We start from the raw sequence: 24,632 nt of genomic DNA, 5'->3' as shown, positions 1-24,632 counted from the left end.
CAAACCGTAAACATAACGCCAGTTGAGTGATCAAGTGGCGTTTTTTATGAACGCTAGTTTTTAGCTGGCATCAAAAAAGGCCACTTCATAGTGACAGTGACCTTTGAAATACACGCTAGGTAAATAACTTAGCCTTTGCCGCCTTTGATGGCGTTAATAATTTCGCTGGTTGAACAGCCGTCTTCAAAGTTAAGAACTCGCACCTCACCGCCAGCAGCGATGACCTCTTGGCCACCCGCAATCTCTTCCGGTTTGTAGTCTCCGCCTTTGACTAGCAAACTTGGTAGGACTTCAGAAATCAAACGCTGTGGCGTATCCTCACTGAATGGCACAACCCAATCTACTGCGCCAAGGCCGGCTAATACTGCCATACGACGATCCGTTGGGTTTACCGGGCGACCTGGCCCCTTAAGACGCTTCACAGACTCATCGGTATTCACTGCGACGATCAAGCGATCACCTAGCTCAGCAGCATGATTGAGATAAGATACATGGCCTGCGTGAAGAATATCGAAACAGCCATTGGTCATCACTACCTTCTCGCCTTTAGCGCGCGCTTTCTTGACCGCCTCAATCAGGGCTTTTTCTGAAATCACGCCATAGTCAGTATCTTTACTGCCATGTACCGCTTCAGCCAGTTCAATTTCTGACAGCGTTGATGTACCCAGTTTACCAACCACCACACCAGCAGCTGCGTTCGCCAATGCACACGCTTCTTCAAACGACTTACCAGCGGCAACCGAGGCTGCTAACACAGAAATAACTGTATCTCCTGCACCTGTTACGTCATACACTTCTTTGGCTTGAGTCGGTAAGTGGAACGGCTCCTGACCGCGACGAATCAAAGTCATGCCGTGCTCGCTGCGGGTGACTAAGAGAGCTTCAAAATCAAATTCTTCAACCAAAGTGAGTGCTTTTTCCACCAGCTCTTGGTCTGATTTGACTTTACCAACCACATCTTCGAATTCTTTCATGTTTGGTGTCAGTAACGTTGCACCACGGTAGCGTTCAAAGTCTGCGCCTTTTGGATCAATGAAAACGGGAATGTTCGCTGCTCGAGCCTTTTGGATATAAGCCTGTACATGCTCCAGAGAACCTTTGGCGTAATCCGACATGATCACTGCTTTGACGTTTGGCAGTGCTGCGTCCATACGAGATAACACGGGCTCAGCAGGTGTATTTTCGAATTTATCCTCAAAGTCTAAACGGATAAGCTGTTGACCACGGCTCATCACTCGTAATTTGGTGATCGTTGGGTAATCAGGCAGCGTCACGAAGTCACATTTCACATTGAGTGAACTGAGCGTGTCCGTTAGCACTTTTGCCGGCTCATCATCTCCGGTAAGACCAACAATATGAGCATGACCGCCTAAAGACGCGATGTTCATCGCAACGTTCGCAGCACCACCAGGTCGTTCTTCATTGTTTTCTACTTTAACAACAGGTACTGGCGCTTCAGGAGAGATGCGTCCAGTAGGGCCATACCAGTAGCGATCTAGCATGACATCACCGATGATAAGCACACCAGCGCTGTTGTATTCGGGTAGAATTGGTTTCATTGTTGGTCTCCAAAAATTAAATCGAACCGAGTTTAACACAGCCCTGATTGCGGCTAAATATATGCATCTAATTGAACCATTGATTCCATGCCTGTTTAACCCATTCCCTTTCTGCTGCGAACTTATCTTCGACAACGTCGGCTTCTAAATTGAGCAGGTTTCTACGGTGAATTTCATTACGCATAGAGGTATACGCCAAAATCAATTGCATGGCTTGCTCTTCTTCTATTACCCTTGTGCAATCAAGGTTTCAAAAATTCGTACATTATCGCACCAACGGGTGAGCTTAGGCTTATCATGACTATAGTTAAGCACTAAGTACTGAGCGAGAAATTCAATATCCGTAATCCCGCCTCTATCTTGTTTAAGCATAAACCGACCCGTTTTTTTGCCGCCAAGATGGTCGCGCATTTTTTCCCGCATCTTAACCACATCGTCTTTTAATGCTTGTTGTTGTCTTTTCTTACACAGCACAGCATGGCGAGTGTTATAAAACGCGGTGGCTAACGGCTCATCACCATAAATCATCCGAGCTCGAACCAGTGCCTGGTGCTCCCATGTCCACGCTTCTTGATGCTGATATTCTTCAAACGCGTCTGTTGGGCTGACTAATAAACCCGATGCGCCTGATGGACGTAAGCGAGTGTCCACTTCGTAGAGAATGCCCGAAGCTGTGCGGGTTGAGAATATATGAATAACGCGCTGAGCTAAACGCAGGTAAAACTGTCGACCATCAATTTCTTTCTTGCCATCGGTATACACATTGACCGGACAATCATGCATAAAGACAATATCTAAATCAGAGTTGTACCCGAGCTCCCATCCCCCGACTTTGCCGTAACCAATGACTGCAAATCCTTTACCGTCACGATCTTTAATGTGGGTCGGTTCACCAAACTTCTCAGAGACCTGAAGCCAAGCTTGTTGCACTACAGCCTCTACAATTGCTTCAGCTAAATAAGTTAAGTGATCACTCACTTTCATTACTGGAAGCGCACCTGCGATATCGGCGGCAGCGATACGCAAGATACTGATTTGCTTAAACTGACGCAGTGCCTCCATTTGCTGCTCCATGTCATCCTCAGGTATTCGCGCCAGAAAATCACGTAGCTCTGTGCGGTAGCTATCGAGCGGAGTAGGGTTATATAAGTGTTGTGGATCGATTAACTCATCCAGCAAAATCGGGTAGCGCGACAGCTGCTCTGAAATCATCGGGCTCGCTGTACACAATCTTACCAGTTGCACCAATGCAGCTGGGTGCTCATCAAGTAGCTCGAGATAAGTCGTGCGCGTACAAATTTTATGAAGTAAATGCAGCACTCTAGGCAGACCAAACTGCGCATCAGGATGAGAAAAGACCGCTTCAAAGACTTTGGGCATCAACCTGTTGAGCACTTCACGACCGCGGGGGCCAAGGGTCTTTTTGGCTAAATCGGTTTTAAACTCAATAATGGTTTTGGCACAGCCAGCAAAGTCTTCAACCTGAACGTCTTGTTGTAAAATGCTCTCCAACACATCTTTCTTTTTCGCCATGTCCCAAAGTTCTAGGTAATGGCGAGCGACAGTGCCGCTCTCATCCTCATCATCACCGATCAACAGTTCAAATACTTGATGAACATTGGTCATATGTTGCTGCGTGTGAGTGAGCAACGCATCCCATGATGGCATTCGCATAGCAGTCGCCAGTTTCAATCGCTCAATGTCGCAATCTGGCAATGTTTGCGTCTGTTTATCGGCCATCGCTTGTAGCAAGTTTTCAAGTTGACGCAAATACTTGTAGGCGGCTTCTAAGTGTTCAACCTCTTGTTGGGTTAATAACCCGAGCTCTTCGATGCCTTGCAGCGTTTCTAGTAATCCACGACCACGTAGTGATGGCTCTCGTCCCCCACGAATCAACTGGAAAACTTGGGCGATAAATTCAATCTCACGAATCCCCCCAGCTCCCAGCTTAATGTTGTTGGTCAACCCACGACGACGCACCTCGCTGCTGATCATCGACTTCATGCGGCGCAGAGCTTGAACCGCACCGAAATCGATATAACGGCGAAACACAAATGGGCGCAACATCTGACGTAACTCTTGGTATTGAGGATACATCTCACAGCCCATCACCCGAGCTTTGACCATCGCATAGCGCTCCCAATCTCGGCCTTGCTCTTGATAGTAATCTTCTAGGGCTGCATAGCTCATCACTAAAGGGCCACTTTCACCAAATGGACGCAAACGCATATCGACGCGATAGCAAAAGCCATCAAACGTTTGTTGATCAAGCGCCTTGATGATCCGCTGCCCCAAACGGGTAAAAAACTGGGCATTGGCGATGCTACGGCGAGCACCTTGCGTTTCTCCATTTTCGGGGTAAGTAAAAATCAAGTCGATATCCGAGGAGAAATTCAGTTCACCACCACCGAGCTTCCCCATCCCAATAATCAGCATCGGTTGTGCTTCGCCTTCGGCATTCATTGGTGTGCCCCACTCTTGGCAACACGCTTGATATTGCCATTGATAGGTTTCGAAAATCATCGCTTCAGCCAGCTGAGAAAGATGACTCAAAGAGGCTTCCAACGTCCAAGCGTGCAAAAAGTCTTTCCAGGCGATATAAACCATTTCTCGATTACGAAACTGACGCAGCACACGATGACCAGACATTTCATCCGGGCACTCTGCTAATAAAGTAGCGAGTCGGCTTCGGTAAGACTCCTGACGGCTCGAATCGGCCAACATATTCGGTAGCTCTTGAGCGAGCGTTTCATCTCGATGCACCGCGTCTACGATGAACTGACTCAGGCCAGCGACATAGCGAAATTGTTCCGCGACGTCCTGCGGCCATGATTGAAAGTAACCCGCTTGTTGAGCATTTTGAACGGCAGACTCGGAGACAGAGATCAGAGACGAAGGCAGCTGCATTTTTCTTCCTTGTGAAAAGCACGAATAGATGAGATTAAAGTTATACCAGAGTTAGGACAAATAAAAACGCCCACAAAAGGTTTGTGGCGTATTATCAAAGCTTGACCGAATTAAACGCTGAATGACTTAATTTTCTTATCCAACTCTGATGCGTTGTTTTGCATCAACTCAGACGTTTCCAGTAATTCACTCACCACCACCACCGAGGCTTCGACAAGCTCTCTGACATTGGTTAAGTTTTGGTTCATTTCCTCTGCCACGCTGCTTTGCTGACCCGATGCGGTTGCAATCTGGAAATTCATATCGTTGATTTGCGTTACCTGACCAACAATGCCATCCAACTCACTGCCCGCATTCGCAACCAATTCATTACCTTCCGCAGCTTCTACAACGCTCTTCTCCATTAAGCCAACGGCAGACTCGGCACTGGTTTGTAGCTGACCGATCATATCCTGAATTTCAACCGTAGCCTGCTGAGTACGCTGTGCCAGGTTACGCACCTCATCAGCAACCACGGCGAAACCACGCCCTGCCTCACCGGCACGCGCAGCTTCAATGGCTGCATTCAATGCTAGTAAGTTGGTTTGCTCTGAGATTCCCTGAATCGTACCAACGACACTGCCAATCGCTTCAACTCTCTCTTCCACTTGATTCACCGCCTGAGCCGAAGAAGCGATGTCTGTTGATAGTTCACTCATTTTCAACACTGTACTTTGCAGGAACTGTTGACCAGAGATTGCCTGAGCAGAAGCTTGTTCAGTTAAAGAGGAGGCATTTTGCGCATGCTCGGCGACCGTCTGTACCGTCGATGACATCTCACTCATTGCTGTCGCAAGCTGATCAATTTCATTAAACTCTTCTTGCGCAGATTCTTTGGTTTCAAACATGCTGACTGTCATCACCTCTGTGAGCGTTGACAACTCATCGGAAGCATTGATCTGCATTTGAATGACATCATTTAACTGAGATCGTGTTTTTTCTAGTTCACGCGCCAGATCGCCATACTCATCTTTACAATTCATACCAAATGGAACAGACAAATCTTTACTGGCCATTAACTTGATGGCGTCACTCAAATAATGAGTCTGACGCAACATCACTCTTGATGCCGCCAGTAAAAGAACCACAAAAATCACAATAAGTAAGGCCGTTTGCCAAGCTGCTTGAACCAGATACGCATCATAGTGTTGCTGTGCAACGTCGGTATTTTCTGTTGCCGCCAACAGGGCATCATAAAAGGTATTAGCATCCCAAAATTGTTTCACCACGATCAAAATCGTACTAAATACCATTAGCATGATCATTTTAGGCACCAATCGAATGTCGGATATGACCCTTTCCCATGGTTTAAATGTCAGCTTTTTCATCGTCCTTTCTCCACCGGGTTCTAATAAAATCTTACTGTTTGTCCATTCACTTAACGTATAAGCATGACACACTAATATCAAAAACAGCAAATGATTGAGCACGTTTTTGTAGACATTGTTATGGTTAATACTGGTATGGTTAGTACTGGTATAATTAACACGGATATTGGCTGCAAAATTTGTGACCCAAACTGACAGCGTTCCCAACGAAAACAAAGCTCATCAGATGCTTATCGGTCAGAGGGGGAGATTCTGAAGTTTTTTCTTTTTGGGATCATCAATGCTTTGAACTACAGCACAATTTGAACAATTTCTGATAAAAAAATAGGACCCATTGGTCCTATTTCGATGATGCGCTCTGATCGTGTCCAGATACGTTAACGCTGTTTATATGCAAAGGCCATATGACGCTTTGCAGACCACATTACTCTCGCCAGTAAGGCTGCGCTTCAATACTGATGGCTCGGGTTTGATCCATAGCATGTAGGATCGACCGCTCTTGACGGTGCAACCAACGCTGTAATTGTTCTTTCTCTTCATCTTCTAACATATCAACTAATGGCAATAGATGATTCAACATTAAAAGATCATCAATTCCATGTACTAGATCTGCCCAAGGGAGACGAAAGCTGTTGCGCTCTTCGTTGTTATACAAAATGGCAAAACCAATCCCCGTATAGAGGTTGCGTAACAAGCGGTAACGTTGATCAACATAATCCTGTGCCGATAGCTCACGCTCAGCTGGGAAAGCTTCAATGAGCTCCGCCCAAGTACGATCTAGTTGCTTGATAGAGAATGGCATTATGTTGCTTGCCATTTTTTCGCGTGCTTTCTCATCCAAGAAGGGCTGCCAGCCACGTGCTAAAATCCAGCGGCTAAGATCCAGCAGTAAACCGGTATAGCGCGCAGAGCTGAGCAACTCTAGAACGTCTTCACGGCTCGGCAGTTCTTGTAATTGTTGCGTGAGCTCAGACACCAAAAACTTGCGAGCATCAAGCTTGCGCAGCACATTGCCTTTATCATCAAGCAATTCTTCAAGGTGAGCGTGCTCGTCCAGCCAACTCAACTCTTCTTCTAACCACTTAAGCTCTTGACGAAGAATCGCGCTGGCTCGTCGAGGAACGACACCGCCAAAAATCGTCAAGGTTTGACGAATAAAACGAATCGCGTTGTTGATTTCGCGCAGTGCTGGAACGGAATCACGCTCAGCATAGATTTGTTCGTGGTAATGCCAATGAGACAAGGCATGTTCGAGTGAATTAATCAGGCAATATTCGACGGTATCAGTTGGACTCGTGTCGACCAAAGAGAGGGATTTAACCTCATCACCGGTGTGATTGGTTGCTAAGCGGTAACCTCGCGCTGCTTTGCTCAAGTTACCAAGGCGCATCCCGCCATGCTCACAAAAGCTGCGAGCTAAAGTAAATAGCGCATCCGTTTGGCCTGATTTGAGTTCAAGTTCAACTTCGCAAATTGGCTCTTGAACGTCTTCTCCATCTTTCCCTTGCGCAACGACGTTACCCTGATCGAAAGCCACTTCCACTTGGCTACCATCCGCCATACCGATAAGCCATTGCTCACGAACAAAGTTGGTCGAGAAAAGTGGCGTCAATTCTGCTTGAAGCGTTCCAACCTCTTTGCCTGGTGGCCAGATGTCTTCAGGATGCAGCGCAAGCACAGGCTCATTGCAATCGTGCTCCGCATTATATTCTGGTCGTTGATGTAAACCCGCGACGACACGTCCTGCGGTTTTAACGGTTTGCACAAATACATCATCAAAACGGCGGATTCTTAAGCCTATGTCATGCTTTCGTAGCCAATTGTCGGCCGTATCAAAATACGTGTTCCCTAATTCACGACAACTATGCTGAAGAACTTTTGTTTCAGAGATTTTTTCCCGTAAAATATCTGAAAACTCGGGAGAAACAAAAAACTTCAGTTCTATTTCGGTTTCCATATCTATACCTTTCAACGCAGATAGAAAGAGGATATTGCGTAATTTCTCACACGGCAAGAGAGAAATATCATCCGATTGATGATCTAAAACAGTTTTAATGAGTGATTTAATGCGTTAACATGCGCGCCTTTATAGCCATCGTTCAACATTTCGCCAAGAGTAAAGAAATGGTGTATGTTTTTTTTAGGTTATAGCTATTAGGTTGAATGACCATGCCAGTAAATACAATTATGGGGTTATTTGCAAAGTCCCCGATTAAGCCTTTGCAACGCCACGTTGTGTGTGTCAACGAATGTTGCTCACACCTAGTGAAATTCTTTGAAGTTTCTTCAAAGGGTGACTGGGAAAAAGCCGCTGAAATCCGTGCTCAAATCTCGCATCTAGAGAAAGAAGCGGATGTGCTAAAACGTGAAATCCGTCTAAAATTGCCTCGCGGTTTGTTCATGCCTGTCGATCGTACCGACATGCTTGAGCTCCTGACTCAACAGGATAAACTTGCTAACTTGGCAAAAGACATTGCTGGCCGTGTATATGGTCGACAGCTTGTCATTCCTGAGGTACTCCACTCCAACTTCCTCGCTTACGTTCAGCGTTGTCTTGACGCTGCAAATCAAGCGCAAAAGGTCATTAACGAACTTGATGAATTACTTGAGACGGGCTTTAAAGGCCGTGAAGTAACTCTGGTTGCAGAAATGATTAATCAGTTAGATATCATAGAAGATGATACCGATACGATGCAGATTGAACTGCGCCAACAATTAATGGCGATTGAATCGGACATGAACCCTATCGATGTCATGTTCTTGTATAAGATTTTTGAATGGGTAGGTGGTATTGCCGACCAAGCACAGCGCGTAGGTGCTCGCTTGGAAGTCATGCTATCTCGATCTTAAAACATAAGTTAACAAAATAACGAAGAGCATTATCTGTACGTATCATAAGGACGATGACCATTTTCATCGTCTTGTGATTTGGCGTGCGTAGAATTTTGTTCCGCTTGTTATAAAACAACTAGGTATTACGATGGATATCCTTGCGAACTACGGCACTGTCCTGATTATTGTTGCAGCGATTTTTGGTTTACTGATGGCGATTGGTATTGGCGCAAATGATGTAGCTAATGCAATGGGGACATCTGTAGGCTCAAAAGCGCTAACCGTAAAACAAGCCATCATCATCGCGATGATTTTCGAATTTGCAGGTGCATACCTGGCAGGTGGCGAAGTTACCGACACAATCCGAAAAGGGGTAATTGAAACCTCTCTCTTTGCCAGCCAACCCGATGTTCTTGTCTATGGCATGATGTCTGCGCTCCTTGCTGCGGGTACTTGGCTATTGCTTGCGTCCTACATGGGTTGGCCAGTATCGACAACTCACTCAATCATCGGTGCTATTATCGGTTTTGCTTGTGTTTCGGTCGGAACAGAAGCGGTAGACTGGAGCAGTGTTCAAGGTATTGTTGGCAGTTGGATCGTCACCCCAGTCATTTCAGGCTTTTTTGCTACGTGATTTTTGTCAGTGCACAGCGACTAATATTTGACACCGAAAACCCTTTATTCAATGCAAAGCGTTTTGTTCCGGTGTACATGTTTATTACCACGATGGTCATTGCACTTGTTACCATCAAGAAAGGTCTTAAGCACGTCGGTCTGCACCTTAGTAATGGTGAAGCCTGGATGTGGGCTGCTGCAGTGTCGGCTCTTGTGATGGCCGGCGGTTATTTCTACATCCAGAAGAAATTTGCCAACCGTGAAGATGACCACAGCTTCTCAGGTGTAGAAGGTATCTTCAGCGTACTCATGGTTATCACTGCTTGTGCGATGGCATTTGCGCACGGTTCAAACGACGTTGCTAATGCGATTGGTCCACTTTCTGCGGTTGTATCAACGGTAGAGCACATGGGCACGATCACGGCGAAAAGCAGCATTGCATGGTGGATTCTTCCTCTCGGTGGTATCGGTATCGTTGTTGGTCTTGCGACCCTTGGTCACAAAGTAATGGCAACCGTAGGCACAGGCATTACAGAGCTAACGCCAAGCCGTGGTTTTGCCGCTCAGTTGGCAACCGCTTGTACCGTTGTTCTTGCGTCAGGTACTGGTCTACCTATTTCAACAACACAAACTCTGGTTGGTGCAGTGCTGGGGGTTGGTTTTGCTCGTGGTATTGCGGCCCTGAACCTTGGTGTGGTTCGTAACATCGTGGCATCATGGATTGTAACCTTGCCAGCAGGTGCTCTATTGGCAGTGGTATTCTTTTACGGAATCCAAGCGATGTTCGCTTAAGAGAGCCGTCAATAGAATGTAAGCGCTTTGTCATTATTGACTCGATCGCACAGAAAGGGAGGCTTTGCCTCCCTTCTTTGTTGCACCGAAGTTTGAAACTGAATACTATGCGTCTATTTCCGGCTTCCATTATTCGAAGCCAAGGCTGTATTCAAAAAGATCGTTAAGGGATTTACTGTGAAAAAACTAATCATCACGGTTCTATTTACGTTGCTTGCTGCCCCTGCAGCATTGGCAGCAGACCGTTATATTTCTGATGAACTATTCACTTTCATGCACTCTGGTCCAAACAACACATACCGCATTATCGGTAGTGTGAATGCTGGCTCTAAAGTACAACTGCTAAATGCCAACCGAGAGACGGGCTACACGCAGATTCGGGATGAACGTGGACGTACTGGTTGGGTACAGAGTAAGTTCGTGACAAATGAAGAAAGCATGGCGATTCGTCTTCCTCGTATCGAGAAAGAACTGAAAGAAGTGAAAGAACAACTGGCCAATGCTCGTCAGACTTCTGATACCGAAAAAGCAGGCTTAGTGACATCACTAGAAACCCGCAACCAACAAATTTCAGATCTTGAACATAAGTACTCTGAAATCAGCGATCAGCTTACCTCAGTTGAGACAGAAAACCGCGAATTGCGTGCAAAACTAGATACACAAAAAGATGACATGCTACTGAAGTACTTTACTTACGGTGGCGGTGTTGCTGGGATTGGGCTGTTATTCGGTTTGATTCTGCCACATATTGTGCCGCGTAGAAAACGCTCACCTGCTGGCTGGGCATAATAGACTGCCGCCGCAGCAAATTATCTGATACAAACAAAAGCATCGGATACAAACAAAAGGCCACAACGATGTGGCCTTTTGTGTTTCTATTCTCTGCCTCAGATCAGCACTTATCCATTCCACTCGTACAGGGCGGGAATTCGGATCTGCTCTCCTTGAAACTCCACGACCACGGCTTGCGGTTGGATCTCTTTTAACGTCACTTGTCCATCCACGACATCCCCTTGATGATACTCAACATCATTAATTTTTACCCAACGACGATTAGCATCACTGGTGTACATGTGGGTTTGTAAATTAAGCGCAGGCAAACGACCCTGCCATTGCTTCGCATTTCTTTCTAAGTCATTGACTGGCGCGTTGCGAGATTCTAGTGAATCACCTTGCGACATAGCATTTTCGACCTTTCTCGCTAAATCCGGAGAGAGAGAGGATAAGTCAAGGCCCTCCAGAGACAACCCTAGATCATCTTCACTAGAATACGATGACGCTTGATTTTGAGCCACAGGTGCGTCTGCACTTTCCGTACTGCTGTTATACTGTGCGGAATCTAAGTATGAGCCTATCTCTTGCGACAGCTCTGCTTGAGGCCACTCTCGCGACAATTGAGCCAACTGAGTTACCTCTGGGTATTCAAGCACGGTAAATGGCTGTTTAACGTCAACGACAGCGGATGACGGTGGTGAAGGTTCTACATGATTTGCAGAGTTTACCGTTTGGAGATACCAAACGGCTCCCAACGTAGACACACTAACGGGAATCAGAAAAAGTCCGAGATGTTTGGCTATCGACATTATGCTTCTTCCTCTTCAATACGATTGAGCGTCGGTGCGTTGAGCTGCACATTCTGTTGCAAGCGTTCGAGAGTACGTTGCCCTGCTATACCATCGACCGCGATACCTTGCCAACGCTGGAACAATTCCACACGCTCTTTCATCGCACCATCAAACGTTGACGTTCCTAAAGGCGGCTCACTCACCGCTTTCGACAGCAATTCATCTAACACTTCAATCGCGGGGCCCTCCATGTCGACACGCAATGTGCCTTTGAGTGGCGCTTCCCATAATTCGATAACATTACCTTGCCATAGCGGTTTAAGCCAAGATGCGGGTAAACGTAGACGCTGCTTACCATTCAATACCTCGACTTTATCGTTGCCAATGGCATACAAAATCACATAACCGATTTCACCCTGATAATTCAGTTCTAAAATCACAGGACGGTTTTGTTGTATCAATAACGGCCAGGTCGCCATTTTCCTTTCGCAAACCATCGTCGACTGAGGCTCAGACAAGCAGAGGTTGTCACGCACTGATGCTCGGTATCCCCATAATCGGTACAAGTCATTGACAGCAAGGTTGGATTGTTTCTGAGCCAATAATGACGCACGTTGTTGATTGGTGAGTTGTTCCTGAACCATGGCAGCAACGGGCTTATGAATCGGAGCGTCTTCTTTCTGAAACACCGGAAAATGCGCGACAGATAATTGGGGTAAATCAAGCGTATGATTGGTGCTGCCCAGCCAATTCCCAATGCAGCGGTGACGCCGAGCATGACGGTTCCCCACGCAGGCCACACAAATGATCGCCGTGCTATTCTTTGGCCAGATTTAGCATCTTGCTGATAAATTTCTGCCTGAAATTGCATGACCTCTTCACACGCTTGCAAAACCGTTTTCTTATCAACCACCACACTGCCCTGGTGGTAGCTCATGTTCAGTGCTTTATCACAGATAAGGTTGATAAGACGTGGAATGCCGTGACTGTACTTTGCAATCTGCTTAGTCGAGCTGTGATTAAATAACTGCTGATCACCCCCTGCCGTATGCAAACGAAATGCGATGTAGTCCGTGGTCTCTTTTTCATCAAGTGGCAACAGGTGGTAACGGCCCGTAATTCGCTGCGCGAGCTGGCGCAACTGTGTGGTTTGCAACAAGCGTTGAAGTTCTGGCTGCCCCACCAGCAACACTTTAAGTAGCTTTCTGGTGTCAGTTTCTAAATTAGTGAGCAAACGTAACTGCTCAAGCACGTCGGCACTCAGGTGCTGAGCTTCATCAATCACCAACAGTGTTTGCCAACCAAAACTGTGGTTGTGCAGCAAGTATTGATGAATCACCTGATTGAGCTGTTTCAATGTCGCCTGTTGTGGGTAGGCGACATTAAACTCATCACAAATCGCCTCGAGTAAGTCACGGCTCGAAAAAGTAGGGTTGAGGATCAATCCGGCTTTGGTGCTGTCATCCAAGTTTGCCAGCATCGCCTTCGCGACTGTCGTTTTCCCGGTGCCAACTTCTCCCGTCAGCATCGCGAACCCGCCCCCATCTCCCAACCCAGCTTTGAGATGCGTAATCGCCTCTTTATGACGTTGACTCAGATATAAATAACGTGAATTTGGAACAATCGAAAACGGCTGCTCTACAAACCCGAAAAAATCTTTATACATTAAGCTCTCCAGCTAAAAATCCCCACACACAGGATTCATTTGCAATCTAAACATAAATACATCTGCTGTTGGGAGTAAAGAAAAGTACCATTGCTTGCTACAATGTCCAACGGCATATGAATAAATTAAGAGGTAATTCGTGCAAGTTTACTTAGTAGGTGGTGCGGTCCGAGATCAATTGCTCGGTCTTGATAGCTATGATAAAGACTGGGTAGTGGTCGGGTCTACACCAGAAATGATGCTGGCTAAAGGGTATACCGCGGTTGGGAAAGATTTTCCCGTATTTCTCCACCCTGAGACGAAAGAAGAGCACGCCCTTGCCAGAACAGAAAGAAAATCCGGTGCTGGTTATACTGGGTTTGAATGTTTCTTTGATCAAAGCGTCACATTAGAAGAAGACCTCATCCGTCGTGATCTCACTATCAACGCAATGGCAATGGACGATAAAGGCCAGATCTATGACCCTTATGGTGGCCAGCACGACCTTAATCATCGCCTACTCCGACATGTCTCCGATGCCTTTACCGAAGATCCTCTGCGAGTGTTACGGGTCGCCCGCTTTGCCGCGAAATTAGCCTCATTAGGATTTTCCGTCGCAGAAGAAACTCAACAATTGATGCGCCAAATAGCGGAGTCGGGAGAACTCGAAACGCTGACGCCAGAACGCGTCTGGTTAGAGTGGCATAAGTCTCTCTCAACACCAAGACCAGATGTCTTTTTATCTGTACTCCGTGATTGTGGTGCTCTGAGTGTTGTGCTACCCGAAATTGATGCGCTGTTTGGCGTCCCACAACCAGAGCAGTGGCATCCTGAGATCGACACAGGGATTCATACATTATTGGTCGCAGAGCAAGCCGCAAAGATCAGCCGTTCTCTTCCTGTCCGATTCGCAGCACAAGTCCACGATCTTGGTAAAGGTGTCACACCGAAAAGCGAATGGCCAAGCCATAAAATGCATTGCCATACGGGCTTAAACCTAATTAAAAAACTTTGTTCGCGAGTTCGTGTCCCTAACGAGTTTCGAGACCTCGCCTTAATGGTGTGCGAGCAACACTCAAATGTTCATCGAGCAGCAGAGTTAAAACCGCAAACCGTGGTTAAGATTCTCAACAAGTTTGATGTGTGGCGTAAAGCTGAACGTCTGGAAGACATTCTCCTTTGCTGCCAGGCAGATCATGCAGGACGTAAAGGACTGGCCGATAAACCTTATCCGCAAGCGGATTTATTCAGGAAGGCCTATCAGGCTGCTGCTGCCGTTGATGTTCAGGCAATCATTCGGGATGGATTCAAAGGCCCTTCGATTAGGGATGAGCAAGAAAAACGCCGCATTGAAGCGGTAAGAGTCGTTTTAGATAAATAGCTTAATCTAGATAAATAACTTAAATCGATAGATAACTTAAATCGATAGATAGCCTCTAATCCAATAAAAACGCCCGCTCTACTGAGCGGACGTTATTTGGTCGATCATGATCTTTTCGTGAAAAAGAGCAAGTTAGGCGCTCAGCAAGAAGGCGAACAGACCCACACCCAAGATGAGGCGGTAGATAACAAATGGCGTCATCCCCATACGTGAAATCATCTTAAGGAAGAAGAAAATACAGATATACGCACTCACAAACGAAGTGATAATTCCGGTGAGAAGGAAGCCAATATGAATCGGTTCACCACTGGTGACCAGCTTCATGCCTAGATAGCTACCAGCAAGTGCAATGATCGGAATCGACATTAAGAATGAAAAACGCGCCGCAGCTTCGCGAGTAAAACCAAGGTACAGTGCCGCAGTAATGGTTGCCCCTGAACGCGACGTCCCTGGAATCATTGCTAATGCTTGCGCGACACCGATAAAGACCGCTTTTTTCCAACCAGTTTGGTATTCATCGGCATTCTGTTGAGCATTTTTATCTGCCCACCATAACAACAGACCAAACACAATTGTAGTGGTAGCAATCACGTAAGCACTGCGCAAGTAAACCTCAATAAGGTCTTTCATGAAAAAGCCGAAGAAACAAGCGGGGATCGTCGCTATCACAATCATCCATGCTAACGTCGCTTCTTTGCTTCGTTCACCTTTAAATATTGAGCCAAATAATGCGCTGAACAACGAAATGACCTCTTTACGGAAGTAAATCACCACCGCCATCAAAGTACCAACGTGAACCGCAACATCAAACGCTAAACCTTGGTCTGCCCAACCAAAAATGGCAGAAGGTAAAATCAAGTGAGCAGAGCTCGAAATAGGTAGGAACTCAGTCAGTCCCTGAATAAGAGCCAAAATAAAGGCTTCAAAATAACTCATGTAAATAACTCAAATTAAAGTGAAAAAGAAACAGGTTTGAGTGAATCAACTGGCTGCATTGCTTGCCAAATTTCAGCAACAGTGCGGCCATCACCGGGGATCACCAAGTTAGGCTCCAAATCATAGAGAGGCTTTGTTACAAAGGGATATTTATAGATATCGCTGCGAGGTAACTCTGGGCTTTGCTTTGAAACGCACTCACCAAACAACACTATATCGAGATCCAGTGTTCGATCCTGATACTTTTGTGCGTTTTCCTCTCGTCCCCACTTAAATTCAATCCCACGAAGATGAGACCTCAATTCTTCTATTGATAAACCTGTACGTAACCTAATGATAAAGTTGTAGAAGTTCTGACTATTAAAGCCAATAGGTGCACATTCGTATATCGGAGAAACAACAAGGTCTTCATCAAGCTTTTGTAACTCTTGATAAGCCGCCATGCAATGACGCTCCCGCTCTATATTCGTTCCAACACCGATATACGTGGTGATCATGCCTGGCCTCGCTCGATCACAACACCCACCGCCCGCGCTTGAGGAACCGCGCCAGGTTTCGCCAAACGGATTTTGACCCAGGGCACTGAGAAGCGCTGCATAATGATTTCAGCCACTTCTTCTGCAACGCGTTCGACTAACAGAAAACGACCATTTTCAATATGACTCAGAACGGCATCACTGACTTGCGAGTAATCAAGGGCATCTTGTACATCATCGCTTTTACCAGCAGGTTTATTGTCGTGTGCCATTTCAATATCCAGCACCAACTTTTGTTTAATTTGTTGCTCCCAGTCGTACACACCAATGGTGGTGATTACTTCTAGCTGTTCAATAAAGACTTTATCCAGAGCCATCTTATGTCCTTCTATAACAGAGGTCGGATACCCGTGAGGGGTAATTTGATCGTAATATTCTCTACCTAAGCACTCGAACGATCGCGAGAACCAGAGCACTTAGGTAAATAAACTGCGAACACCTTTATATACAGGAACTCGCATAATGCAAGCTCAAACGCAGAGAATATTTCTGCTTAAACCCAATTCGGGCTATGATAACAATCACACCGGATCTGAGCATGAAATTCCAATCCACCAAGGACTTCTATGGACGCACTGGCACTAATAATGACAATGGCCGCCTATTTACTGGGTTCTATTTCCAGTGCTGTCTTAATTTGTCGCGTGTTAAAACTGCCAGACCCACGCAACGTAGGGTCTCATAACCCTGGGGCAACCAATGTATTACGCATTGGCGGAAAAGGAGCGGCAGTCGCTGTCTTGCTGTGCGACATGCTCAAAGGCACGATTCCGGTTTGGGGCGGATACTTTTTAGGCATTGAACCCATCATTCTTGGTATTATTGCCATTGCCGCCTGCTTAGGTCACATGTACCCCATTTTCTTCCACTTCAAAGGCGGAAAAGGTGTCGCCACTGCCCTTGGCGCGATCGCTCCAATTGGCTTGGACCTTACCGTGATCGTCATGTTCACTTGGCTCTTAGTTGCGGTTATTTTCCGCTACTCATCCCTAGCCGCCTTGGTCACTGTCTTAATGACCCCTTTTTATACTTGGATGTTCAAACCGCAGTACACCCTGCCAGTTGCCATGCTGTGCTGTTTGATCGTGTTTAAACACCACCAAAACATTCGCCGCCTAGTTGCCGGCGAAGAACCGAAAATCGGTGATAAAAAGCTGACAGAAAAAAACTCGGCATAATACCGAGTCTCTTCCTAATTTAAGCTTAAGAGTAAACTTTATTTAAAAAGTTCAATAGCATCTGATTGACAAACTCTGGTTGCTCTAATGAGCTGATATGGCCAGCAGCAGGAATTTCAACCAACTCGCTGCCCGTAATGCAATCCTTCATCAGATAAGATTCAAAGACCGGGCGAGGTTTGTCTTCACAACCCACGGCAATCAACGTTGGTAAGGCAAACTTTTCCGAGTCATCGATCACATCACGACGACCAAATACCATACGACCAATACGAGCGACTTCTACTGCGCGCTCTCCTTGCAGCGTTTCTAAGTGACGCTTAAAAGACGCCACCAAGTTTGGATTATCATGCTCAGCATTGTTAGCAAAGAATAACGGCACAACCGTCTCAACTATCGGAGCAGGCACTGCTTGAAGTTGGCTAATGGTATCAAGCATCGCAAAGTATTTTTTATGGGTGACTTCGGGCTCCCAACCAATAAACGTATCCATGAGCACTAATGACTTAACCCGCTCGGGCGCCTGAGCCGTCAATTCTGCGCCCCACATTCCGCCAACCGATAAGCCAATGATAGAGAATTGCTCAACCTGTAGATGATCCATCAACGCCAACATGTGTTTTGCGTAATCGACCAAAGAGCACATCGAAGTAGGTGCGATATCAGACTCACCATGCGCCCACAGATCCGGCACAATGCAACGATAGTTCTGGCTCAACGCTTCGATTTGCGGTGCCCACATTTGGCTATCCCACAAGTAGCTGTGACCAAAGAGCAGAACAGGGCCTTCACCTTTATCTAAATAAGCAAGTTGCTGACCTTCAATTTCAAATGTATTCATTGTTCTATCCATTTATTCTGTTTCTCGTACCGAACATTTCAGCTAAAACATCTCGGTTAAAACAAAGGCCTCTATCGATAGAGGCCCTGAACGGTATGCGGTGGGTTATGCAATTGGCGTGAGTTGATCGATCGGCCAACGAGGTCTTGCCTCTACCGACATATCCGAAACTTCACCATTTTTCAAACGTTGCATACCAGCATAGGCGATCATTGCACCATTATCAGTGCAGAATTCAGTGCGTGGATAGTACACTTCTCCACCTATTTTTTGTGCCAGCTTTTCTAGCTCTGCACGCAAACGACGGTTGGCACTGACACCACCCGCAATCACAATGCGCTTCATGCCTGTTTGTTCTAGTGCTCGTTTACACTTGATCGCTAAGGTCGCACACACAGCTTCTTCAAACGCTAATGCGATATCGGCACGAGTCTGCTCGTCATCCCCATTAGCAGCAATGGTATTGGCAGTGAATGTTTTTAGGCCAGAGAAGCTCATGTCGAGACCCGGACGATCGGTCATCGGACGTGGGAACTTAAAACGACCTGGTGTGCCTTTTTCAGCTAACTTGGAAAGCAGCGGCCCTCCAGGATAATCGAGCCCCATTAACTTGGCCGTCTTGTCAAACGCTTCTCCAGCGGCATCATCAATCGACTCACCCAGAATTTGGTACTCACCAATGCCTTTTACTTCCACCATCATTGAATGACCACCAGAGACCAATACCGCGACAAACGGAAATGGCGGTGGGTTATCTTCTAACATTGGAGCCAGTAAATGACCTTCCATATGGTGTACAGGTACGGCAGGCACACCCCATGCGTAAGCAATACTGCGGCCAATGGTGGCTCCAACCAAGAGCGCACCGACCAAACCTGGGCCTGCGGTATAGGCCACACCATCAATGTCTTTTGAGGTAAGGTGTGCTTCTTTCAGCGCTTCTTTAATAAGAGGTATGGTTTTTTTTACATGGTCACGTGAAGCCAATTCAGGCACGACACCACCATAATCCGCGTGGAGTTTTACTTGGCTATAAAGCTTGTGTGACAATAGACCCTTCTCATCGTCATAAATCGCGATGCCAGTCTCGTCACAAGAGGTTTCAATACCAATAATGCGCATGGTTTTCTCAGTATGCTTTCTGTATAGAGGAAATTTGGGCGTCATATTACCTTGCCTTGGTGCTGCAAACAAATTTTGTACAGACAATAATCGATAAAAGGCTTTACAAAGCGGTTATGATCGGATTAAAATTCCGCACCATTTTTGATTAGCTGGTAAATGGCCGAATAATTGTGATTTGGTCTGTCGAATTCCAGCATTAACGAATAACCCCTGAGGTGAAAGGCATATGCCAGTAGTTAAAGTACGTGAAAACGAACCGTTCGACGTTGCTCTACGTCGTTTCAAGCGCTCTTGCGAAAAAGCAGGTATCCTTTCTGAAGTGCGTCGTCGTGAGCACTACGAAAAACCAACTACAGTTCGCAAACGCGCTAAAGCAGCAGCTCAAAAGCGTCACGCTAAGAAGCTAGCTCGCGAAAACGCTCGTCGCGTTCGCCTGTACTAATAACTGAGCTCCAGAAGGAATTTAGTTATGGCTCTGATTGATCAACTCAAAGAAGAGCAAAAATTAGCGATGAAAGCCAAGGACAAATTGCGCCTTGGTACTATTCGTTTAGCACTTTCAGCAATAAAGCAACGTGAAGTCGACGAGCGGATCACTCTGAACGACGACGATATCATTGCGGTATTAACGAAAATGGTTAAACAACGTCGCGATTCTGTATCGCAGTATGAAGCAGCGGGTCGACAAGATCTTGCTGATGCGGAACAAGCAGAAATTACGGTTCTTGAGGACTTTATGCCTCAACCACTGACCGATGAAGAAGTTGCTGTTCTTATTGAGAATGCAATTGCCGAATCTGGTGCAGCTGGCATGCAAGACATGGGCAAAGTAATGGGTGTTCTGAAACCGCAAATTCAAGGGCGTGCAGACATGGGTAAAGTGAGCGGTTTAGTTCGCGCTAAATTGGCTTAACGACCCCACCCAATTGCAGCAAGCCGTGCTATCCTTTGGAACGCACGGCTTGTTTGTATCTGGATGAACGAAATTACATAAAGCTTGATACACGTATTTTCTCTTCATCCGCACCAATCATGATTTTCTTTTTTTGTTAGGTTTTATGGCTGGACACATCCCTCGCAGTTTTATTGATGATCTCCTCGCTCGACTTGATATTGTCGACATCGTCGACGCGCGTGTAAAACTTAAGAAAAAAGGCAAAAACTACGGCGCTTGCTGTCCTTTTCATAACGAGAAAACCCCTTCTTTTAGCGTCAGTCAAGAAAAGCAGTTTTATCACTGTTTTGGCTGTGGTGCGCACGGCAACGCAATCGACTTTTTAATGGAGTTCGATCGCCTAGAGTTTGTCGAAGCGATTGAAGAGCTTGCCTCTTACTTAGGATTAGATGTCCCCCGAGAGCAGCGCAGTGGTGGCAGCGGAAATTTTCAATCAGGGCCTCAAGTCAGCAGCAGCGAAAAACGTAGCTGTATGATTTGATGGGCAGCATTGGTCAGTTTTACCGGAATCAGCTCAAGTTACCAGCGAGCAAGGTTGCCATTGAGTACTTAAAAAACCGTGGTCTATCCGGTGAAGTCGTTCAGAAATTTGGCATCGGCTATGTCGCTGACGAATGGGATTTAGTTCGTAAAAATTTCGGCCAACAAAAAGAAGCGCAAGACATGCTCGTCACTGGCGGCATGCTGATTGAAAACGATAAAGGTAACCGTTATGACCGTTTTCGCGGTCGCATCATGTTCCCGATTCGCGACCGTCGAGGACGAGTGATTGGTTTTGGTGGCCGAGTATTAGGTGACGGGACCCCGAAATACCTCAACTCACCAGAAACGCCGATATTTCATAAAGGCAAAGAATTATATGGCCTATATGAAGTGTTACAAGCGTATCGCGAACCACCACAAATTTTAGTGGTCGAAGGTTACATGGACGTCGTCGCACTCGCGCAATATGGTGTCGACTATTCTGTGGCTTCATTGGGCACCTCAACCACTGGCGACCACCTGCAAGTGTTGTTTCGTCAGACAAGTACGGTTGTTTGTTGCTACGATGGTGACCGTGCAGGCCGAGAAGCCGCATGGCGAGCCATGGAAAACGCCTTGCCCTATTTAACCGATGGCCGACAATTGAAGTTCATGTTCTTACCTGATGGTGAGGACCCTGACTCTTTCATTCGACAGCAAGGCAAGCAAGCGTTTGAGCAACAAGTTGCGACAGCTATGCCACTGTCTGAGTTTATGTTTAGCTCTTTAACACAACAAGTGGACATGAGTTCGAAAGAAGGCATGGCAAAATTGAGCACGCTCGCGGTTCCTTTAATAGATAAAGTGCCAGGCGGCACATTAAGACTATACTTGAGAGAGTTACTGGGTCGCCGTCTAGGTTTAGTTGATGAACGACAGTTACAGCAGCTTATTTCTAAACAAGGCCAAGAAGACAAAAAGCTTCAGCCGCATAAAGAAATTAAACGAACGCCAATGCGAGAAGTTATCGCGTTACTGATCCAAAACCCAGAATACGCAAGTATGGTTCCAGATCTCTCAAGCGTTAGAGATTTATCCATTCCTGGTCTAAGTTTATTTGTTGATGTCCTTGATAAATGCCAGGCGCATCCCCATATCAACACAGGCCAATTGATAGAGCACTGGCGAAACAGTCAGAATGAGGCACTTCTGTCTCGTCTTGCGAGTTGGAACATTCCGCTCGCAGAAGACAACCAAGAAGAAATATTTTTAGACTCACTGGACAAAATTATCGCCCAGTGCGTAGAAAAGCAAATTGAAAACCTGCAGGCCAAAGCAAGAAGTGTCGGTTTATCAGCCGAAGAGAAAAGGGAGCTGCTAGCATTGATGCTAGATTTAAAAGCGTAACCCTGTTTAATTAGTCAGCAACAATTTAATTTGTTATAGTTAGTGGTTTGCATTTCGCATACTGATTCCTTCACCAGATTACGAAGTTGGATACCGTCTATGGATCAAAATCCGCAGTCACAGCTAAAGTCACTTGTTATTAAAGGCAAGGAACAAGCTATCTGACCTACGCCGAAGTAAATGACCACCTACCTGCTGAAATCGTAGATTCAGAACAGGTAGAAGACATCATTCAGATGATCAATGACATGGGCATTAAGGTAGTAGAAACTGCTCCTGATGCTGATGATTTAGCACTCAATGATGACACAAATATTACCGATGAAGATGCTGCCGAAGCCGCAGCCGCTGCACTTTCTAGCGTAGAAAGTGAAATTGGTCGTACAACAGACCCAGTGCGCATGTACATGCGTGAAATGGGTACTGTAGAGCTACTGACCCGCGAAGGCGAAATCGACATCGCAAAACGTATTGAAGAAGGTATTAACCAAGTTCAATCGTCCGTTGCTGAATACCCAGGCACGATTCCATACATTCTTGAACAGTTTGATAAAGTTCAAGCAGAAGAGCTTCGTCTTACAGACCTAATTTCAGGTTTTGTCGACCCTGACGCTGACGACACTGCAGCACCAACAGCAACGCACATCGGCTCTGAGCTATCTGAATCTCAACTAGAAGATGAAGATAACGAAGACGTTGATGATGACGACGACGAAGATAAAGACGATGACGATTCAGATGATTCTGAAGAAGATGTAGGTATCGACCCTGAGTTAGCGCTTGATAAATTCAATCAGCTACGCAGCACATACCAAAATCTTCAGTTAGCGATCAACGAGTACGGCTTCAATAGCCCGAAAGCAACCGTCGCAAACGAAATGATGCTAGACGTGTTCAAAGAATTCCGTCTAACACCAAAACAGTTCGATCACTTAGTGAATGAACTGCGTACTGCTATGGATCGCGTCCGTACTCAAGAACGACTGATCATGAAGTCAGTGGTTGAATACGGCAAAATGCCGAAGAAATCATTCATCAGCCTATTCACCGGCAACGAGTCGTCTGAAGCTTGGCTAGATGAAGTGCTTGCGTCTGATAAGCCGTACGCAGAGAAAATCAAACGTAACGAAGAAGAAATCCGTCGTTCAATCGCGAAACTAAAAATGATTGAAAACGAGACTTCTCTAGACGTTCAAAACATCAAAGACATCAGCCGTCGTATGTCTATCGGTGAAGCGAAAGCACGCCGTGCGAAGAAAGAGATGGTTGAAGCGAACTTACGTCTGGTTATTTCTATCGCGAAGAAGTACACCAACCGTGGTCTACAGTTCTTGGATCTTATCCAAGAAGGTAACATCGGTCTGATGAAAGCGGTTGATAAATTTGAATACCGTCGTGGTTACAAGTTCTCGACTTACGCAACGTGGTGGATCCGTCAGGCAATCACTCGTTCAATCGCGGACCAAGCTCGTACGATTCGCATTCCGGTACACATGATCGAAACGATCAACAAACTCAACCGTATCTCTCGTCAGATGCTACAAGAGATGGGTCGTGAACCGTTACCGGAAGAACTGGCAGAACGCATGCAAATGCCAGAAGATAAAATTCGTAAAGTGCTGAAAATTGCTAAAGAGCCAATCTCAATGGAGACACCAATCGGTGACGACGAAGATTCGCATCTAGGTGATTTCATCGAAGATACAACGCTAGAATTGCCTTTAGATTCTGCCACAGCGACAAGCTTGAAAGGCGCGACGAAAGACGTGCTTGCAGGCCTAACGCCACGTGAAGCGAAAGTACTTCGTATGCGCTTTGGTATCGACATGAACACTGACCATACTCTAGAAGAAGTAGGTAAGCAGTTCGACGTTACTCGTGAACGTATCCGTCAGATCGAAGCAAAAGCACTGCGTAAACTTCGCCACCCTAGCCGCTCAGAAACTCTGCGCAGCTTCCTGGACGAATAAACCAAGCGCTAAAAAACGCAAAAAGGTGACTCTAAGTCACTTTTTTATTGCCTACCGTGCTAAGTGGATAAAAACTAAGCGCAATTGCCCTAGTTGGTATCTAGACACCTAGCCAAGCTTCCCCTATAATCGTTGACCTATTAAGGCCCCTTAGCTCAGTGGTTAGAGCAGTCGACTCATAATCGATTGGTCCCCAGTTCAAGTCTGGGAGGGGCCACCAAATTCAAGAAGGTTAGTAAGCGTAGTGTTTACTAACCTTTTTTTGTACCTGACGATTTTGGGTCAGGTAATGGGTCAGGTAAGCCCCGATCACGCACTCTTCTCTGCCTTCTTCCAATACTAATCCGAATACTACGCTGTTGCCAAATATGTCGTTCTGGCTGATAAAACTCTCTCATAGAGAACAAAGAGAGGGATTGAACTCGCAAACCAACCATAAGTAACTTAAATTGCACTTATAGATAATTTCTTATACAGTCACAACAAAAGTGAGTTATAGTGAACTTATATATTAAGACGAACCTAATAGTGACAAAAGTACATTAAAAGGCACTTATGA

At 46.1% G+C, this 24,632-nt stretch carries 15 protein-coding genes, 1 tRNA gene and 5 pseudogenes; 10 read left to right on the top strand and 11 right to left on the bottom strand.

Annotation, left to right across the window (positions count from 1 at the left end; translation table 11 throughout):
- Positions 1 to 128: 128 nt before the first annotated feature.
- The 4 genes and pseudogenes from hldE to SU60_RS19030 form a co-directional block, all read right to left on the bottom strand.
- Positions 129 to 1,559, bottom strand: a complete 1,431-nt coding sequence (gene hldE, locus SU60_RS19045; protein ID WP_041156898.1) for a bifunctional D-glycero-beta-D-manno-heptose-7-phosphate kinase/D-glycero-beta-D-manno-heptose 1-phosphate adenylyltransferase HldE — start codon at positions 1,557 to 1,559, stop codon at positions 129 to 131.
- A gap of 67 nt (positions 1,560 to 1,626) precedes the next feature.
- Positions 1,627 to 4,361 (bottom strand): annotated as a pseudogene (gene glnE, locus SU60_RS19040) (bifunctional [glutamate--ammonia ligase]-adenylyl-L-tyrosine phosphorylase/[glutamate--ammonia-ligase] adenylyltransferase); the annotation flags it as partial.
- Positions 4,362 to 4,576: 215 nt separating this feature from the next.
- Positions 4,577 to 5,833 (bottom strand): methyl-accepting chemotaxis protein, encoded by a 1,257-nt coding sequence (locus SU60_RS19035; protein ID WP_041156897.1) that lies wholly within the window; start codon positions 5,831 to 5,833, stop codon positions 4,577 to 4,579.
- Between the two features lie 424 nt (positions 5,834 to 6,257).
- Positions 6,258 to 7,790: a CYTH and CHAD domain-containing protein gene (locus SU60_RS19030; protein ID WP_041156896.1), complete on the bottom strand. Its 1,533-nt coding sequence runs from the start codon at positions 7,788 to 7,790 to the stop codon at positions 6,258 to 6,260.
- A gap of 212 nt (positions 7,791 to 8,002) precedes the next feature.
- Here SU60_RS19030 and SU60_RS19025 point away from each other — a divergent pair, with 212 nt between their 5' ends.
- The 3 genes and pseudogenes from SU60_RS19025 (at position 8,003) to SU60_RS19015 (ending at position 10,861) form a co-directional block, all read left to right on the top strand.
- Complete coding sequence (locus tag SU60_RS19025; protein ID WP_041157008.1) at positions 8,003 to 8,683, top strand: TIGR00153 family protein; 681 nt, start codon at positions 8,003 to 8,005, stop codon at positions 8,681 to 8,683.
- 130 nt (positions 8,684 to 8,813) lie between these two features.
- Positions 8,814 to 10,072, top strand: a pseudogene (locus SU60_RS19020) (inorganic phosphate transporter).
- Positions 10,073 to 10,249: 177 nt separating this feature from the next.
- Entirely contained in the window at positions 10,250 to 10,861 is a 612-nt protein-coding gene (locus tag SU60_RS19015; protein WP_041156895.1) for a TIGR04211 family SH3 domain-containing protein, read from the top strand.
- Between the two features lie 110 nt (positions 10,862 to 10,971).
- On the opposite strand, the gene SU60_RS19010 is transcribed toward SU60_RS19015, so the two are convergent.
- Positions 10,972 to 11,655, bottom strand: a complete 684-nt coding sequence (locus tag SU60_RS19010; protein WP_041156894.1) for a general secretion pathway protein GspB — start codon at positions 11,653 to 11,655, stop codon at positions 10,972 to 10,974.
- Positions 11,655 to 13,303, bottom strand: a pseudogene (locus SU60_RS21045) (ExeA family protein). Before SU60_RS21045 ends, SU60_RS19010 begins: the two are co-directional and overlap by 1 nt.
- 139 nt (positions 13,304 to 13,442) lie before the next feature.
- Between SU60_RS21045 and SU60_RS18995 the strand changes: the two are divergent.
- Positions 13,443 to 14,663, top strand: coding sequence for a multifunctional CCA addition/repair protein (locus SU60_RS18995; RefSeq protein WP_041156892.1), 1,221 nt, complete (start codon positions 13,443 to 13,445; stop codon positions 14,661 to 14,663).
- Positions 14,664 to 14,795: 132 nt separating this feature from the next.
- Here SU60_RS18995 and SU60_RS18990 read toward each other — a convergent pair whose 3' ends face one another.
- The 3 genes from SU60_RS18990 to folB are packed head-to-tail and all read right to left on the bottom strand — an operon-like array spanning position 14,796 to position 16,452.
- The gene (locus SU60_RS18990) at positions 14,796 to 15,599 is read right to left on the bottom strand and encodes an undecaprenyl-diphosphate phosphatase (RefSeq protein ID WP_041156891.1); all 804 of its coding nucleotides are present in this window, start codon (positions 15,597 to 15,599) and stop codon (positions 14,796 to 14,798) included.
- A 14-nt stretch (positions 15,600 to 15,613) separates the two neighbouring features.
- Positions 15,614 to 16,096: a 2-amino-4-hydroxy-6-hydroxymethyldihydropteridine diphosphokinase gene (gene folK, locus SU60_RS18985; protein ID WP_041156890.1), complete on the bottom strand. Its 483-nt coding sequence runs from the start codon at positions 16,094 to 16,096 to the stop codon at positions 15,614 to 15,616.
- Positions 16,093 to 16,452 carry a bifunctional dihydroneopterin aldolase/7,8-dihydroneopterin epimerase gene (gene folB / locus SU60_RS18980; protein WP_041156889.1) on the bottom strand — a complete coding sequence of 120 codons (360 nt, stop codon included), beginning with the start codon at positions 16,450 to 16,452 and terminating at the stop codon, positions 16,093 to 16,095. The genes folK and folB overlap by 4 nt, the downstream gene beginning before the upstream one ends.
- Before the next feature lie 249 nt (positions 16,453 to 16,701).
- Here folB and plsY point away from each other — a divergent pair, with 249 nt between their 5' ends.
- Positions 16,702 to 17,313: a glycerol-3-phosphate 1-O-acyltransferase PlsY gene (plsY, locus tag SU60_RS18975; protein ID WP_041156888.1), complete on the top strand. Its 612-nt coding sequence runs from the start codon at positions 16,702 to 16,704 to the stop codon at positions 17,311 to 17,313.
- A 25-nt stretch (positions 17,314 to 17,338) separates the two neighbouring features.
- On the opposite strand, the gene SU60_RS18970 is transcribed toward plsY, so the two are convergent.
- Together SU60_RS18970 and tsaD are read right to left on the bottom strand one after the other, a co-directional pair.
- The gene (locus SU60_RS18970; RefSeq protein ID WP_041156887.1) at positions 17,339 to 18,154 is read right to left on the bottom strand and encodes an alpha/beta fold hydrolase; all 816 of its coding nucleotides are present in this window, start codon (positions 18,152 to 18,154) and stop codon (positions 17,339 to 17,341) included.
- A gap of 105 nt (positions 18,155 to 18,259) precedes the next feature.
- A complete protein-coding gene (gene tsaD / locus SU60_RS18965; RefSeq protein WP_041157006.1) occupies positions 18,260 to 19,276 on the bottom strand; it encodes a tRNA (adenosine(37)-N6)-threonylcarbamoyltransferase complex transferase subunit TsaD in 1,017 nt (338 codons plus the stop codon).
- A gap of 229 nt (positions 19,277 to 19,505) precedes the next feature.
- Between tsaD and rpsU the strand changes: the two genes are divergently transcribed.
- From rpsU to SU60_RS18940, 5 genes and pseudogenes are all read left to right on the top strand, one after another.
- Positions 19,506 to 19,721 (top strand): 30S ribosomal protein S21, encoded by a 216-nt coding sequence (gene rpsU, locus SU60_RS18960; RefSeq protein WP_001145625.1) that lies wholly within the window; start codon positions 19,506 to 19,508, stop codon positions 19,719 to 19,721.
- Positions 19,722 to 19,748: 27 nt separating this feature from the next.
- On the top strand, positions 19,749 to 20,192 hold the full coding sequence (locus SU60_RS18955) for a GatB/YqeY domain-containing protein (RefSeq protein WP_041156886.1): 444 nt from the start codon (positions 19,749 to 19,751) through the stop codon (positions 20,190 to 20,192).
- A 145-nt stretch (positions 20,193 to 20,337) separates the two neighbouring features.
- Positions 20,338 to 22,103, top strand: a pseudogene (gene dnaG, locus SU60_RS18950) (DNA primase).
- A 99-nt stretch (positions 22,104 to 22,202) separates the two neighbouring features.
- Positions 22,203 to 24,073, top strand: a pseudogene (rpoD, locus tag SU60_RS18945) (RNA polymerase sigma factor RpoD).
- 144 nt (positions 24,074 to 24,217) lie between these two features.
- Positions 24,218 to 24,293 (top strand) — tRNA-Ile (locus SU60_RS18940).
- The last annotated feature ends 339 nt before the right edge of the window (positions 24,294 to 24,632 follow it).

The sequence above is a fragment of the Vibrio mytili genome (genome assembly GCF_000830505.1).
Lineage (GTDB): Bacteria > Pseudomonadota > Gammaproteobacteria > Enterobacterales > Vibrionaceae > Vibrio > Vibrio mytili.
Note: the sequence above shows the minus strand (reverse complement) of the source record. Positions and strands in the feature narration are given on the sequence as shown.